This window comes from Agromyces protaetiae (genome assembly GCF_030866785.1).
Taxonomy (GTDB): domain Bacteria; phylum Actinomycetota; class Actinomycetes; order Actinomycetales; family Microbacteriaceae; genus Agromyces; species Agromyces silvae.
In genome coordinates, this window is sequence record NZ_CP133018.1 from 4,094,463 (window position 1) to 4,108,584 (window position 14,122).

Sequence of the window (14,122 nt, forward strand, 5' to 3'; positions counted from 1 at the left end):
TCCGCCACGTGACCTCACCCCGACCGATCACCTCGCCGATCCGCGTCGCCCTGACGGGCGCGGCGGGCGGCTTCGGACGAACGGTGCTCCTGGCGCTCCGCGACCATCGGTCGCAGCGACCCGCCGTGCTCTGCGATCTCGATCTCCCGTCGGTCCGCCGCCAGCTCGACGAGCTCGGGTACGCCCCCGAGCTCGTCGCCGAGTGCGCGACGGCCGACGAGGTGACCGCCGCGGTCGACGCAGGCGGCATCGCCCTCGTGGCGGCGACCGATCTGCTCGTCCCCGACGCCTACGACGTCCTCGTCGAGGCGACCGGATCGGTCGCGGTCAGTGTGCGCGCCGCGCTCGGCGCGATCGACGCCGCGCGGCCCGTCGTGCTCGCCAGCAAGGAGACGGAGTCGCTCTTCGGGCATGTGCTCGCCGAACGCGCGGCCGAACGCGGCGTCGTCTCGACGACAGGTGCGGGCGACCAGCCGGCGAACCTCGTGGCCCTGCTCGGCTGGGCCGACCGGCTCGGTCTCGAGGTCGTCGCCGCCGGCAAGTCGAGCGAGTACGACCTGGTCTTCGACCGCGCGACGGGCACGGCGTCCGTGCTCGACCACACGATCGACGCGCCGGGGCTCGGTGAGCACTGGGACCTGGGCGACGACCTCGCCGCGACCCTCGCCGCACGCCGCGAGGCGGTCCGCGACCTGAAGCTCGGTGCCGCTGCCGACTACTGCGAGATCGCCGTGGTCGCGAACCTCACCGGCCTCGAGGTCGACACCCCGGAGATGCACTACCCCATCGCCCGGTACCGCGAGCTGGCCGACGTGCTGCGCCCCCGGTCCGCCGGCGGCATCCTCGGCGGAACAGGTGTCCTCGACGTCTTCACGCTGCTGCGCGAGCCCGGCGAGGCGAGCTTCGCGGGCGGCGAGTTCATCGTCGTGCGCTGCCCCGACCGCGAGGTGGCGCGCGTGCTGGCGCAGAAGGGGCACGTGGTCAGCCTGAGCGGCGACCACCTGTGCATCGGCCTGCCGTTCCATCTCATGGGCCTCGAGATCCCGGGCACGATCGCCGACGCGGCGGCGGGCATCCCCGTCGCCATACCCAGTGCACGGCGGACGACCATGATCGCCACGGCATCGCGCTCGCTGTCCGCGGGTTTCGCGTTCCGGGTCGCGGGCCACCACCACGAGATCGACGGCACGGCCCCCGCACTGGTGGCGGCCGCCGAGGCCGGCGCCGACCTCGTCCCCTACTACCTGCTCGACGGCGCGCGGCTCCGTCGCGACGTCGCAGCCGGCGCTCGCATCGGCTACGACGACGTCGAGGGCATCGACGGCACGCTGCTCGACCTCGCCGCGCTCGAACGCACGACCAGCTCAGTCCGAACCCACGAAGGAGTGTCATGACCGTCACCGCCCGAGTCCTCGTCGACCCCAGCTTCTCGCTCGGCGAGATCGACCCGCGGATCTACGGATCGTTCGTCGAGCACATGGGCCGCTGCGTCTACGACGGCATCTACGACCCCGAGCACGAGACCGCCGACGAGGACGGCTTCCGGCAGGACGTCGCCGAGCTGGTGCGCGAGCTCGGGCCGACCATCCTCCGCTACCCCGGCGGCAACTTCGTCTCCGGCTACCGCTGGGAGGACGGGGTCGGGCCGCGCGAGGACCGCCCGGTGCGCCGCGAGCTCGCCTGGAAGAGCATCGAACCGAACCTCGTCGGCACGAACGAGTTCATGCGGTACTGCCAGCGGCTCGGCATCGAGCCGATGATGGCGGTGAACCTCGGCACGCGCGGCATCGAGGCGGCCACGGCGCTCGTGGAGTACACGACGCTGGCGGGCGGCACGTACTGGTCCGACCTCCGCCGTGCGCACGGCGTCGAGGACCCCTGGGACGTCCGCGTGTGGTGCCTCGGCAATGAGATGGACGGCCCCTGGCAGCTCGGCCACAAGACCGCATACGAGTACGGCCGGCTCGCGGCGGAGACCGCGGTGGCCCTCCGCCGTGTGAACCCGAACCTCGAGCTCGTCGCGTGCGGCACCTCGAAGCCGATCATGCCCACCTTCGGGTCGTGGGAGGCCGAGGTGCTCGAGCAGAGCTATGCGCACGTCGACTACCTCTCGATGCACATGTACGTCGACCCCGACCTCACCGACGACGTGCCCACGCTCCTCGCGGCGGGCGTCGAGATCGACGCCTACATCGACGCGGTCATCGCGAGTGCCGACTTCGCACGCGCCCGCGGGCGCCACAGCAAGGTCATGCCGCTCTCGTTCGACGAGTGGAACGTCTGGTACAACTCCCGCCCGCGCGAGATCGGCGAGTGGCCGTTCGCGCCGGACCTGATCGGCGACATCTACTCATTCGCCGACGCCCTCGTGGTGGGCAGCTTCATCAACTCGATCCTGCGTCGCTCGGACCGGGTGCGCATGGCGTGCCTCGCACAGCTGGTCAACGTGATCGCGCCGATCCGCACGGAGCCCGGCGGGGGCGCTGCCTGGCGGCAGTCGACGTTCTATCCGTTCGCGCTCGCGAGCCGCTTCGGCCGCGGCGAGTCGCTGCGGGTCGGCCTCACGAGCGCGCGCCACGACACGTCACGGCACGAGGACGTGCCGGCGTTGGATGTCGCGGCGGTGCACGATCCCGAGACCGGCGCCGTGACCTTCTTCGTGGTGAACCGCGACGTGGAGCACGCCGTCCCGCTCGAGCTCGCGACCGGCGGCTTCGCCGGCTTCGCCGGCGGCGCGAGCGTCGAACACACGACGCTGACGGGGCCGTCCGCGTCCGCGACCAACAGCGCGGCAGCACCCGACACCATCGCCCCCCGCACGGCGCCCGCGGTGCCGTGGGAGGGCGCGCCGGTGGTCGTCCCGCCGATGTCCTGGAACATGATCCGGCTCGTACCGGGAACAGGAACTCACATCTAGGTATCAAGGATTCACATCCGATGTGAATTCTTGATATGCTCCCCATCGTCGCGACCGACGCCCATGCGGTCGCACCATCTGCTTCAAGGAGGAAACACATGGCTGTACACGTCTCCCGAACGGCACGCCGGTGGCTCGGCGTCGGCGTCGCGGCCCTGACGGCCGCCGGCCTCGTCGCCTGCAGCCCGGGCGCATCCGGCGGCGGCGCCGATGAGAACGGCGTCACCACCGTGACGCTCTGGTCCTGGTACCCCGAGGTCCAGCAGATCGTCGACGTCTTCAACGAGAACCACGAGGACGTCCAGATCGACCTCGTGAACGCGGGCGTCGGTGAGGACGCCTACGCCAAGCTGCGGACCGCACTCGAGTCCGGCACCGGCGCCCCCGACGTCATCCAGATGGAGCTCAGCGAGCTGCCGAGCTTCCAGGTCATGAGCGGCCTGCTCGACATCGCCGAGTACGGTGCGAGCGAGGTCGAGGGCGACTACCCCGAGTGGGTGTGGGACCAGGTCTCGCAGGGCGACTCGGTCTACGCGATCCCCGTGGACGCCGGCCCCATCGCCCAGTTCTACCGTGCTGACCTGTACGAGCAGTACGGGCTGCAGCCCGCGACGACGTGGGACGAGTACCGCGCCAACGCCGAGGCCCTCAAGGCGGCGAACCCCGCCCTGTACCTCTCGGACTTCCAGGTCGGCAACGCGTCGAACCTCGTCGGCCTCATCCAGCAGGCGGGCGGTCAGCCGTACGGCTACGACTTCGACTCGCCCGAAGAGGTCACCATCGACTTCGACAATGACATCACGCGCAAGGTGCTGAACTACTGGGGCGACATGATCGCCGCCGGGCTCATCGACGACGCGGCCTATCACTCGACCGAATGGGACAGCGGCATCGCGGCCGGCACCTATCTGACCACGGTCGAGGCCGCCTGGCGTCCGGGCTACCTCGGCAACGTGGCCTCGGCGACGGCCGGCAGCTGGCGGGTCGCCCCGATGCCCCAGTGGCAGGCCGGCGACGACCTCCAGGGCAACCACGGCGGGTCGACCTTCGCGGTGACGAGTCAGACCGACTCGCCCGAGGCATCCGCCCAGGTCGCGATCGAGCTCCTCGGTTCGGAAGAGCCCTGGGAGGTGGGCATCGAGCAGGCCTTCCTGTTCCCGGTGTTCAACCCCGTCGCCGAATCCGACGCGTTCCTGGAGCGCCCGTACCCGTTCTTCGGCGACCAGGCCGCGAACGAGGTGTTCGTGCCCGCGGCGCAGGCCGTGAGCCCGCTCGAGTTCACGCCGTTCGACTCGTTCGCGAAGTCGACGATCAACGAGCAGGTCGCGGCCGCGATCGCCGGCTCGCAGACGATGGACGAGGCCGCCGCCGAGATCCAGCGGATCCTCGTCGGCTACGCCGAGTCCGTCGGGCTGACCGTCACCGAAGGCTGATGTGATCTCCGCCCGGCGCCGTGACCGCGGCGCCGGGCGGCTGACCAGAGGAGAGTCATGACCAACGTCATCACCGCGGACGTCGTCGAGGACGCCGCGGCAGCCGCGGACACCCCGCCGCCGAAGGGTGCGCCCCGGCGGATCAGCCAGGACGAGCGGCGCGGCCGGTTCGGATGGGTGCTGCTCGCGCCGTTCGCCGTCACCTTCGTACTGTTCCTGATCGTGCCGCTGGTGTACGCCCTCTGGCTCAGCCTGCACTCGCGTTCCATCACGGGCGCGCAGAACTGGGCCGGGTTCGACAACTACCTCCGCGCGTTCGCCGACCCGTCCTTCCTCGGCGGCCTCGGGCGCGTCCTCGTGTTCGGTCTGCTGCAGGCGCCGATCATGCTGGTCCTCGCGCTGGTCCTCGCGCTCATGCTCGACGCCGTCACGACGCGACTCTCCCGGGTCTCGCGGATCGTGGCGTTCATGCCCTACGCCGTGCCCGCCGTGATCGGTGTGCTCATGTGGGGCTTCCTGTACAGCCCGCAGCTCGGCCCGGCCGCGATCCTGACCACGCTCTTCGGCGACGCCGCGCCAGACCTGCTCGGCTCGAACATGGTGCTGTACTCGCTCGTCAACGTCGTCACCTGGCAGATGACGGGCTACAACATGATCATCATCTACGCGGCGCTGCAGGGCCTGCCGCGTGACATCTACGAGGCGGCGCGGCTCGACGGCGCCGGCGGGTGGAAGCTCGCGACCCAGATCAAACTGCCGCTCGTCGCCCCCGCCGTCGTGCTCTCGACCGTGTTCACGATCATCGGCACGCTGCAGCTGTTCTCGGAGCCCAAGGTCATGCAGTCGACCCGGCCCGACGCGGTCCCCGCCGACTTCACGCCGAACATGTACGCGTACAACCAGGCCTTCGCCTACGGGCAGTTCAACTACGCGGCGACGATCTCGTTCGTGCTCGGCATCGTGATCATCATCGGCTCGTACGTCTTCCTGTTCATCACCCGCCGAAGGAGCGGACTCAATGACTGACCTCGCTACGCGCCGGCGCCGGCCGCGGCAGCCGATGAGCCTCGGCCGCATCGGCCTCGTCCTGGGCTTCACCGTCACGATCGTCTACTTCTTCCTGCCGTTCTGGTGGCTGCTCGTCGCCTCGACGAAGACGACCGGCGGCCTCTTCTCGAGCCCGTCCCTCTGGTTCGCCGACGGCTTCGCGTTCTTCGACAACATCGCGCGCACGTTCTCGTACCAGAACGGGATCTTCTTCACCTGGATCGGCAACACCGTCATCTACTCGGTGACCTCGGCCGTCGGCGCGACGCTGCTCGCGACGATGGGCGGGTACGCCTTCGCGAAGTACCGGTTCAAGGGCCGCAAGGTCTCGTTCGCGATCCTGCTCGGTGCGGTCATGATCCCGAACACGGTACTCGTGCTGCCGACCTACATGATCATGTCGAGCCTCGGGCTCGTGAACACCATGTGGGCGGTCATCCTGCCCGGCCTGCTCAACCCGCTCGGCGTCTACCTCGTCCGCATCTACGCGCAGGACGCCGTGCCCGACGAGGTCATCGAGTCGGCCCGCATCGACGGCGCCGGCGAGTTCCGCATCCTCGGCCAGATCGCGCTGCCCATGCTGCGGCCGGCCATCGCCACCGTGCTGCTCTTCTCGCTCGTCGCGACGTGGAACAACTTCTTCCTCCCGCTCGTGATGATCTCCGACAACCGGCTCTACCCGCTGACCGTCGGCCTCAACAACTGGCGCGCGCTCGCGACGATCGACGGCAGTGCCGGCCAGGACCTGTACCCGCTGCTCATCATGGGCTCGCTGCTCGCGGTCGTGCCGCTCGTCATCGCCTTCCTCGCCATGCAGCGGCAGTGGCAGAGCGGACTCGCGCTCGGCGCGGTGAAGTAGGCCGCACCGCCCCTCCGTCCGACGCGAACGCGCGGCCTCGATCTCGGATCGGGGCCGCGCGTTCATGTTCGGGGGCCTGCGGAATGTGGGGGTCGACCCTGCGAGATTTGGGAGTTCAGGCCTGCGAAATTTGGTAGTTCATGGCTGCGAAATTTGGTAGTTCATGGCTGCGAAATTTGGTAGTTCATGGCTGCGAAATTTGGTAGTTCGGCCCTGCGGGCCGCGGTTCATCGCGGGCGTCGCGCTCAGCACAGGCCGGCGCTCGTACACGTATGAGGACCGCCTCCACGTGATGCCGATCGATCGCCTCTGGCGACCCAACGGCCGCGCGGAGGGCATGCCCTGACCTCATTCCGGCAGGGCGCCGCACACGCAGAACGGGGCGATGCCGTGGCATCGCCCCCGTTCAGGGCGTTCGTCGCAGTGCTGGGATCAGCGCTGCAGCGACGCGCGCGTGCGGCGCGTCACGAGGAGCGCACCGGCACCGAAGGCCAGGAGCGCGAGCGCGGTGATGCCGATGCCGAGGTCGACACCCGTGTCGGGAAGACGGTTCACGTCACCCGCCGGCGCGGCGGGGGCCGGTGCCGGGTCGACCGGGGTGGGCGCCGGCGCCGGGACCTCGACGACCTGGATCCATGCGGCGGCGATGCGACCGCCCTCGCCGTAGATGTTGACCTCGACGGTGTCGCCGGGCTGCGCGCCCTCGAGCGCCGCCGTGACCGTGCCGGCACCGTTGGAGTCGGCCTGCGTGTTGCCCCAGTCCTCGTCGATGAGCTGCTCGCCCTCGGCTTCGGTCCACCGCCACAGGAGGAACTCGTATCCGATGGGCTCGTCCGACGCGAAGCCGGCGTAGGTCGCCGTGATTCCGGCGGCGATCTCGGCGGCGGTGAGCTCGCCGGGCGCGGTGACCGAGGCGCCCTCGGTGATCGTCAGCGTGACGGGGTTCGACACGAGCCACTGCGGAGTGCCGACGTTCTGGGCCACCGACACGGTGTAGATCGGGTAGCCGTTGGCGTCCGGCGCCTGGGTGGGCACGCGCGGGTCGATCACGGCCTCGAACGTGCCCTCCGAGGTGATGTCGACGTCGTCGAAGAAGATCCCGCCGCCGCCGTTCTCACCGCTCGCGCCGATCGAGAGGGACGCGGTCGGGAACTCCGGGTCGAACCCGTATCCGGTGACGGTGAACCCGCCGAGCCAGTCCCCGGCGGGGAACGTGGTCTGGCTGAGCTCGATGGTGGGCTGGTCCTGTTCGATCGGTTCGGCGGCGGCCGGCGAGGCGGCGACGAGGCCGCCGAGGGTGAGGGCCCCGGCGGCGACGAGCGCGCCGGCGCGGAGGCGAAGGGCAGAGTGAGCCAAGGGTGGATCCTTCGTTCGGTAGGGAAACGGACACGATGGCCCGCAAACGTGCTGCTCCGAGGCTATCCCAAAACGGAAACCGTTCTCCATGGGGATGACTCCCCACGTCGCCGATGTGCTCGGCGGTCGAGCCCGGCATGACACCATCGAGCCATGGCCGCCTGGATCCGACGCACGCTCTGGATCGCGTTCGCGCTCACCCTCCTGCTCCAGCTGGTCGTCCTCTACGTGCCGTCCGCACCTGCCGGACCGGGGATTCCCGGCTTCGACAAGCTCGTCCACACGGGGGTGTTCCTGCTGCCCGCCGCACTCGGAGTGGTCGCGGGCATTCGTGCCGCCTGGCTCGCCGCAGGTCTCGCGGTGCACGCGGTCGTCTCCGAGCTCGTGCAACTGACTCTGCTGCCCGCGCGAGCGGGTGACGTCTGGGATGTGGTCGCCGACCTCGTCGGCGTCGCGCTCGGCACAGCGCTCGGCCTCGCCGTGCGACATCGGATCCGCGCACGCGCCTCCGCGGCCGCGGTCCGCGACGCCTAGGCTGGCGCGGTGCCCATCGAACTGCGTCGTGCCGCCGTCACCGAGATGGATCCGGCGACGCTCTACCGTCTGCTCTGGCTGCGGGTGTCGGTGTTCGTCGTCGAACAGCGAGCCGCGTACGCCGAACTCGACGGGCGCGACCTCGAGTCCGGCGCCGAGCTCCTGTGGGCGGAGGAGGAGGGACACGTGCTCTCCACCGCACGCGTGCTGCGCGAGCCGGACGCGCTGCGTATCGGGCGCGTGGCCACCGCGCCCGAGGCGCGGAGCCGCGGGGTCGCCTCGGCCATCATGCGGGCTGCGGTCGAGCGGTGCGACGAGATCGGCCCGGGCCTCCCGATCCTGCTCGACGCGCAGGAGCACCTCGTCGACTGGTACGCCCGTTTCGGATTCGTCGCCGAGGGCGAGCGGCACTTCGAGGACGGCATTCCGCACCGTGTGATGCGCCGTCCCTGACGTCAGGGACGGCCGTCGGCCGCGAGCCGCTCGGCGAGCGGGCGCACCGCGGCCCTGGCCAGGATCTCGGCGGGCTCCAGGTCGAGTGCGACCGCGATCTGGTAGAGCGCGGGCACCGGGATGGCGCGCTGGTTGTAGAAATACCGGAGCATGGTGGAGCGATTGAGTTCGGACCGATGCACCAGCTCTTCGATCGTCATCCCCGAATCCTGCCGCGCGACGCGGAGTTCGAACGCGACGGCGCCGTTGAAGTCTGCAGCGGCTGGGATCACGTAACCGAGTGTAGCAATTTGCACATCAGTATCGCATTCCCCGAGCGGACCCAATCGGCTACAATGTTGCGTATCAGTATTGCAATCCGCCTCCCGCCAAGTTAGGATCTCCGTGTGGGGACCAACGACCACCGAATCGCCAGAGACCGTATGTCACAACCAAGAGGCCGTATGCCGCGCTACCGCAAACAAACGCGCAGCAGACTCATTCAGATCGCCGCGCGCGAGTTCGATCGTGTCGGCTATCCCAAAGCATCGCTGTCCGCCGTCTGCCGCCAGGCAGGACTGACGACGGGTGCGCTGTATCACTACTTCGACTCGAAGAGCGAGCTCGCGGGCGCCATCCTTGACGATCACATGGAGCGCATCGAGACCATGTCCGACGAGGTGCGCTCGACGACCCGGTCGTCGGTCGAACGGCTCGTGTACTTCATGGCCGCCCTCAGCGCGCTGCTCACCGAGGATTATCTGGTCCGAGCCGCGTCTCGTCTGGCGGTCGATCGAACCGTCGCCGAGTCGTCCGACCTGTTCGTCCCGTGGGCCGAGATCGCCACGGCGCTCGTCAACGACGGCGACATGGCCGAGTCGACGTACTCCGTCGATACCGAACGGCTCGGTTCGTTCGCCACCTCGATCGTCATCGGCGCCTGGTTCGTCATGGACCCGATCGATCCGGCGGCACGCGAGCGGCTGATCGGCCAGATGTGTGCCGCGTTGCTGATCGGGGCGTTGCGAGTCGAAGACCGCGAGCACGCACGCGCCGCCATCGAACGGGCCTTCGGCTGCTGACCCACGCCCTCGCCGCCCGGGTTCGGCCCGGGCGGCGTGGGTTACGGTGAACGCGCGGCGTCACGGCAGCGCTGCACCGGACCCCGGGCGGAGGCGACGTGTTCGATCAGCGCAGACTCGAGATCCTCCGCGCGTTCGCGCGGCACAAGACCATGACTGCGGCTGCCGAGAGCCTGTTCATGTCCACATCGGGCGTGAGCCAGCAGCTCGCCATCCTCGAACGCGAGGCGGGCGTCGAACTGATCAGCAGGGCGGGCCGCCGTGCCGCGCTGACCGACGCCGGGCGCGCACTCGCGGCGCACGCCGACCGCATCGCCGCCGAGTCCGAGGCGGCGGCGGTGAGCATGCGCCGGTACGGCAGCACGCTCCAGGGCACCGTGCGGTTGAGCGCGTTCCCGAGCTTCTGCGCGACCGTCGTGCCGGCCGTCGTCGGCGACCTGAGACCACGCTTCCCAGAACTGTCCCTGGAGATCTCCGACCTCGAACCACGTCAGAGTCTGAGCGCGCTGCGCGACGGCACGGTCGATCTCGCGGTGATCGACGATCTCAACCCCTTCGATGGCACGGGGCTCGACACCGAACTCCTGGCGACCGACGAGCTGCTGCTCTGTCTGCCGACCGCACGGGCCGGCGTCTCCGGCTCAGCGGTTCGCATCGATGAGCTACGCGACGCTCGGTGGGTGCTCGACGGCAGCCAGGCCGTCTTCGACGGGTACCTGCATCAGTTGTGCGAGCGGCACGGGTTCAGCCCCGACATCGTCGCGCGCTGCAGCAACGTCACGGTGACGCTCGCGCTCGTCGAGGCCTTCGACGGCGTGGCGCTCGTCAGCGGCATGCAGACCCGGCACTCGCGGTTCGCGGTCGCCGCGCGCACCGTGGAACCGCGGTGCGAGCGCAACGTCATCCTGGCGCGGCGCGCCAGCAGCCGGGGCTCAGCGCAGCTCGACGTGGTCGCGGCCTCACTGCGCGAGCACAGCAGCGCGCTAGTGAAGCAAAACTGAACAACGCCTTGAGAATTCCGGCCTGGTTCTTGGAGTCCGCCGGTGGTTGAGTGAGTTCCGCTTCACGATCGAGGAGGTTCGCGGCTCTCATGCTCAGCGCATTGGACATGTTCTCCATCGGCATCGGCCCATCGTCCTCCCACACGGTCGGCCCGATGCGGGCCGGGCGCACGTTCGCGACGAACCTCGCCTCGGCGGGTCTACTCGACCGGGTCGCTCGAATCCGTGTCGACCTGTTCGGCTCGCTCGGGGCGACAGGCCGCGGTCACGGCAGCGACACGGCCGTGGTACTCGGGCTGCTCGGTGAACAGCCCGAGACGGTCGACGTCGACGAGGTCGAGCGCACCGTCGCCGAGATCCGGCGCCGGGGCGTCCTCCGACTCGCCGGCACCCACGAGGTCGAGTTCGACTGGGCGACCGACCTGACGCTGCACCTGCGCCGATCGCTCCCGGCGCATCCGAACGCCATGACGTTCACCGCGAGCGACGCCGACGGGCAGGTGCTCGCCGAACGCACCTGCTACTCGGTCGGCGGGGGCTTCGTCCTCGACGAGACCGAGATGGATGCGCCGCCCGTCGGCCCCGAGGCATCCGTGCCGTTCCCCTTCGCGAGCGCCGACGAGCTGCTGCGCCTCTGCGCGACGCACGGTCTCTCGATCAGCGAGCTCATGTGGCAGAACGAGCTCGCCCGGCGGCCCGAGTCCGAGCTCCGAGCCCAGCTGCTGCGCATCTGGCGCGCCATGCAGGAGTGCGTGGAACGCGGCTGCACCCGACCCGACGGTGTGCTGCCCGGCGGCCTCGAGGTGCGGCGCCGCGCGCCGCGCCTGTATGCCGAGCTGCACGCCGGGGCCGGTGACGGGTCAGCCGCGGCGGGTGACCCGCTGCACGCACTCGAATGGGTGAACCTCTACGCGCTCGCGGTGAACGAGGAGAACGCGTCGGGTGGGCGGGTGGTGACCGCGCCGACGAACGGCGCGGCCGGCATCATCCCGGCCGTGCTGCACTACTACGTCGCCTTCGTGCCGGGCGCCTCCGAGGACGACGTGATCCGGTTCCTGCTGACCGCGGCGGCCGTCGGCATCCTGTTCAAGTCGAATGCCTCGATCTCGGGAGCCGAGGTGGGCTGCCAGGGCGAGGTCGGGTCGGCCTGTTCGATGGCGGCTGCGGGCCTCGCCGAGGTGCTGGACGCGACGCCGGCCCAGGTCGAGAACGCGGCGGAGATCGGCATCGAGCACAATCTGGGCCTCACGTGCGATCCGATCGGCGGCCTCGTGCAGATCCCGTGCATCGAGCGGAACGCGATTGCGAGCACGAAGGCGATCAACGCGGCACGGATGGCCCTGCGCGGCGACGGCACCCACCGCGTGTCGCTCGATCAGGCGATCGCGACGATGCGCGAGACCGGTGCCGACATGCACGACAAGTACAAGGAGACCTCGCGCGGCGGCCTCGCGGTCAACGTCGTCGCCTGCTGACGGCCCGCGGCGTCCCGCGCCGCCGGCGCCCAGCGCCCGCAGCGCTCAGCGCCCGCAGCGCCCAGCGCCCGCAGCGCTCAGCGCCGGCGGCGCGATCTGACGTGCTTCACGACCAGCTGGGCCGCGACGCCTGCGAGCAGGACCGAGAAGGTCACGTTCGACCAGAACGGCGAGATCACGGTCGCGGTGAGCAGCCCGAGCGGCGACGCCACGCACGCGGCGAGACCGACGACGACCGCCGCGCGCAGGTCGACGTTGCGTCGCCGGGTGTTCCCGATCGTCGCCGAGATTGAGCCGGGCACCATCATGAGCAGCGACGTGCCCTTCGCGATGAGGTCGCTCGCCCCGAAGAAGAACATCAGCACGGGCACCACGATGATGCCGCCGCCCACACCCAGGAGCCCCGAGAGGATGCCGGTGATCAGACCGGTGAGCACGAGCGCGGCCCCGGTCCACAGGTCGATGGCGATCTCGGCGTCGCGCTGCGGCACCGACAGCCAGAGGTTGACCATGACGACCACGAGGAACGCCACGAACATCCAGAACAGCACGTCCTTCGGCAGGCGGGCGAGCAGATAGGTGCCGAGCTGTGCCCCCGCGACGATGCCGATCGCGAGCATGAGCCCCGCGAGCCAGTCGATGTTGCCCGAGATGGCGTACCCGGTGGCTCCGACGATCGAGGTCGGCAGGATCGCCGCGACCGACGTGCCCGCCGCGAGCCGCTGGTCGAGCCCGAGCATGAGCAGCATGGGCACCACGATGATGCCGCCGCCGACCCCGAACAGTCCCGAGAGGTACCCGGCCGCGATCCCGAGCAGGATGAGCGAGATGATCGCCGGCCTGGGCCGGGACATCTCCGTCGGGGGCTCCATTGACGAGCGGGTCATGGTCGTCGGTCTCCATTCCTGGGGTCGCGCGTGTCTCGGACGTTGCGCTCGGCGACAGTCTGGACGGATGCCTCGGCGACAGCCTCGGCGGATGCCTCGGCGACAGCCTCGGCGGATGCCTCCGCGGCCGCTGCGCCGGTCGGCACCCCGGTCGGCACCCCGGTCGGCACCCCGGTCGTCGATGCCGCGCGCAGCGCTTCGCGCAGCACGCTCTCGACGTGCGCCCTGGCCTCGGTCTCTGCGCGTTCGCCGTCGTGTGCGGCGATCGCCTCGAAGATGCGCCGGTGGGCGGCGCTCGACGCGTGGCGCCGCTCGGGGGACTGCAGCGACCGGCGGCGGCTCGGTGCGATCTCGGTCGCGATGAGCTCGGTGAGCTGGGTGAGCAGCGGATTGTGGGTGTACACGGCAATGGCGTGGTGGAACGCGCGGTCGAGGTCGGCGTAGCGCTCGAGGTCGGTCTCGGCCTCCATCTCCGCGACGAGCGCGCGGAGCTGTTCGGTGTCACGCGGGGTCACGCGTGCGGCGGCGAGGGCCGCGATGGGCGGCTCGATCACCGCGCGGAGCTCCATGATCCGGGCGAGCTCCATGACCCCGTCTGCGCCGGCTCCCGTCATGAGCGCGGAGATCGCATCGCCGGTGTGCCCGCCGCGCTGGGCCGGCGCGAGCACGATCGTGCCGCGACCCGGCTTGCGGTCGATCAGTCCGCGCGCCTGCAGCTCGTGCAGCGCCTGCCGGACCGAGACCCGGGAGACACCGAGCAGTTCGCACAGCTCGGGCTCGCTCGGGAGGCGGTCACCGGGGCGGAGCTGACCCTCGAGGATGCGCCGTTCGAGATCGAGCGAGAGCCGGTCGGGTACGGAGAGCGCCGGCGAGCGCCGAAGCGACGACCATTCCATGTGCGTTCCTGACGACGAGGGGCCGGCGTCGCACAGGGGCGGTCGCCCGGTGGGGCGCGACCCCGCGATGACGTGACATTCGAACAGCGCTGCGGAAGCCTGCCGCAGCGCGTCCATCTTGACGGTTTGTCCTACAAACTGTCAAACCCAGACGCCGGTTCCGGTCGCCGACCGTGCCGTGCAGCTCCGTCGCCCGAGCCGCT

At 70.0% G+C, this 14,122-nt stretch carries 14 protein-coding genes; 10 read left to right on the forward strand and 4 right to left on the reverse strand.

The window, feature by feature from the left end:
• Positions 1-8: 8 nt before the first annotated feature.
• The 5 genes from QU602_RS18675 (at position 9) to QU602_RS18695 (ending at position 6,256) form a co-directional block, all read left to right on the forward strand.
• Positions 9-1,394 carry a homoserine dehydrogenase gene (locus QU602_RS18675; protein WP_308797960.1) on the forward strand — a complete coding sequence of 462 codons (1,386 nt, stop codon included), beginning with the start codon at positions 9-11 and terminating at the stop codon, positions 1,392-1,394.
• Positions 1,391-2,917 (forward strand): arabinosylfuranosidase ArfA, encoded by a 1,527-nt coding sequence (gene arfA, locus QU602_RS18680; protein WP_308797962.1) that lies wholly within the window; start codon positions 1,391-1,393, stop codon positions 2,915-2,917. Before QU602_RS18675 ends, arfA begins: the two co-directional genes overlap by 4 nt.
• A 98-nt stretch (positions 2,918-3,015) precedes the next feature.
• Entirely contained in the window at positions 3,016-4,350 is a 1,335-nt protein-coding gene (locus QU602_RS18685; RefSeq protein WP_308797964.1) for an ABC transporter substrate-binding protein, read from the forward strand.
• A 57-nt stretch (positions 4,351-4,407) separates the two neighbouring features.
• A complete protein-coding gene (locus QU602_RS18690; protein ID WP_308797965.1) occupies positions 4,408-5,376 on the forward strand; it encodes a carbohydrate ABC transporter permease in 969 nt (322 codons plus the stop codon).
• Positions 5,369-6,256 (forward strand): carbohydrate ABC transporter permease, encoded by an 888-nt coding sequence (locus QU602_RS18695; protein ID WP_308797966.1) that lies wholly within the window; start codon positions 5,369-5,371, stop codon positions 6,254-6,256. The genes QU602_RS18690 and QU602_RS18695 overlap by 8 nt, the downstream gene beginning before the upstream one ends.
• A gap of 432 nt (positions 6,257-6,688) precedes the next feature.
• Here the strand turns inward: QU602_RS18695 and QU602_RS18700 are convergent, their stop codons facing one another.
• Positions 6,689-7,612 carry a hypothetical protein gene (locus tag QU602_RS18700; RefSeq protein ID WP_308797968.1) on the reverse strand — a complete coding sequence of 308 codons (924 nt, stop codon included), beginning with the start codon at positions 7,610-7,612 and terminating at the stop codon, positions 6,689-6,691.
• A gap of 153 nt (positions 7,613-7,765) precedes the next feature.
• Here QU602_RS18700 and QU602_RS18705 point away from each other — a divergent pair, with 153 nt between their 5' ends.
• Positions 7,766-8,146 carry a VanZ family protein gene (locus tag QU602_RS18705; protein WP_308797970.1) on the forward strand — a complete coding sequence of 127 codons (381 nt, stop codon included), beginning with the start codon at positions 7,766-7,768 and terminating at the stop codon, positions 8,144-8,146.
• A 9-nt stretch (positions 8,147-8,155) separates the two neighbouring features.
• Positions 8,156-8,599: a GNAT family N-acetyltransferase gene (locus tag QU602_RS18710; RefSeq protein ID WP_308797971.1), complete on the forward strand. Its 444-nt coding sequence runs from the start codon at positions 8,156-8,158 to the stop codon at positions 8,597-8,599.
• Positions 8,600-8,601: 2 nt separating this feature from the next.
• On the opposite strand, the gene QU602_RS18715 is transcribed toward QU602_RS18710, so the two are convergent.
• Positions 8,602-8,871: a helix-turn-helix domain-containing protein gene (locus QU602_RS18715; RefSeq protein ID WP_308797972.1), complete on the reverse strand. Its 270-nt coding sequence runs from the start codon at positions 8,869-8,871 to the stop codon at positions 8,602-8,604.
• Positions 8,872-9,042: 171 nt separating this feature from the next.
• Between QU602_RS18715 and QU602_RS18720 the strand changes: the two genes are divergently transcribed.
• From QU602_RS18720 to QU602_RS18730, 3 genes are all read left to right on the forward strand, one after another.
• Positions 9,043-9,660, forward strand: coding sequence for a TetR/AcrR family transcriptional regulator (locus QU602_RS18720; protein ID WP_308797973.1), 618 nt, complete (start codon positions 9,043-9,045; stop codon positions 9,658-9,660).
• Between the two features lie 98 nt (positions 9,661-9,758).
• Positions 9,759-10,661, forward strand: coding sequence for a LysR family transcriptional regulator (locus QU602_RS18725; protein ID WP_308797974.1), 903 nt, complete (start codon positions 9,759-9,761; stop codon positions 10,659-10,661).
• A gap of 89 nt (positions 10,662-10,750) precedes the next feature.
• Positions 10,751-12,136, forward strand: a complete 1,386-nt coding sequence (locus QU602_RS18730; protein WP_308797975.1) for an L-serine ammonia-lyase — start codon at positions 10,751-10,753, stop codon at positions 12,134-12,136.
• Positions 12,137-12,213: 77 nt separating this feature from the next.
• Here the strand turns inward: QU602_RS18730 and QU602_RS18735 are convergent, their stop codons facing one another.
• Complete coding sequence (locus QU602_RS18735) at positions 12,214-13,023, reverse strand: sulfite exporter TauE/SafE family protein (RefSeq protein WP_308797976.1); 810 nt, start codon at positions 13,021-13,023, stop codon at positions 12,214-12,216.
• Positions 13,020-13,919, reverse strand: a complete 900-nt coding sequence (locus tag QU602_RS18740) for a FadR/GntR family transcriptional regulator (protein ID WP_308797977.1) — start codon at positions 13,917-13,919, stop codon at positions 13,020-13,022. Before QU602_RS18740 ends, QU602_RS18735 begins: the two co-directional genes overlap by 4 nt.
• Positions 13,920-14,122: the final 203 nt, after the last annotated feature.

Coding starts and splice junctions, on each gene's coding strand:
- arfA (WP_308797962.1), top strand. CDS start 1,391: ATGACCGTCACCGCCCGAGTCCTCGTCGACCCCAGCTTCTCGCTCGGC.
- QU602_RS18685 (WP_308797964.1), top strand. CDS start 3,016: ATGGCTGTACACGTCTCCCGAACGGCACGCCGGTGGCTCGGCGTCGGC.
- QU602_RS18690 (WP_308797965.1), top strand. CDS start 4,408: ATGACCAACGTCATCACCGCGGACGTCGTCGAGGACGCCGCGGCAGCC.
- QU602_RS18695 (WP_308797966.1), top strand. CDS start 5,369: ATGACTGACCTCGCTACGCGCCGGCGCCGGCCGCGGCAGCCGATGAGC.
- QU602_RS18705 (WP_308797970.1), top strand. CDS start 7,766: ATGGCCGCCTGGATCCGACGCACGCTCTGGATCGCGTTCGCGCTCACC.
- QU602_RS18720 (WP_308797973.1), top strand. CDS start 9,043: ATGCCGCGCTACCGCAAACAAACGCGCAGCAGACTCATTCAGATCGCC.
- QU602_RS18730 (WP_308797975.1), top strand. CDS start 10,751: ATGCTCAGCGCATTGGACATGTTCTCCATCGGCATCGGCCCATCGTCC.
- QU602_RS18735 (WP_308797976.1), bottom strand. CDS start 13,023: ATGACCCGCTCGTCAATGGAGCCCCCGACGGAGATGTCCCGGCCCAGG.
- QU602_RS18740 (WP_308797977.1), bottom strand. CDS start 13,919: ATGGAATGGTCGTCGCTTCGGCGCTCGCCGGCGCTCTCCGTACCCGAC.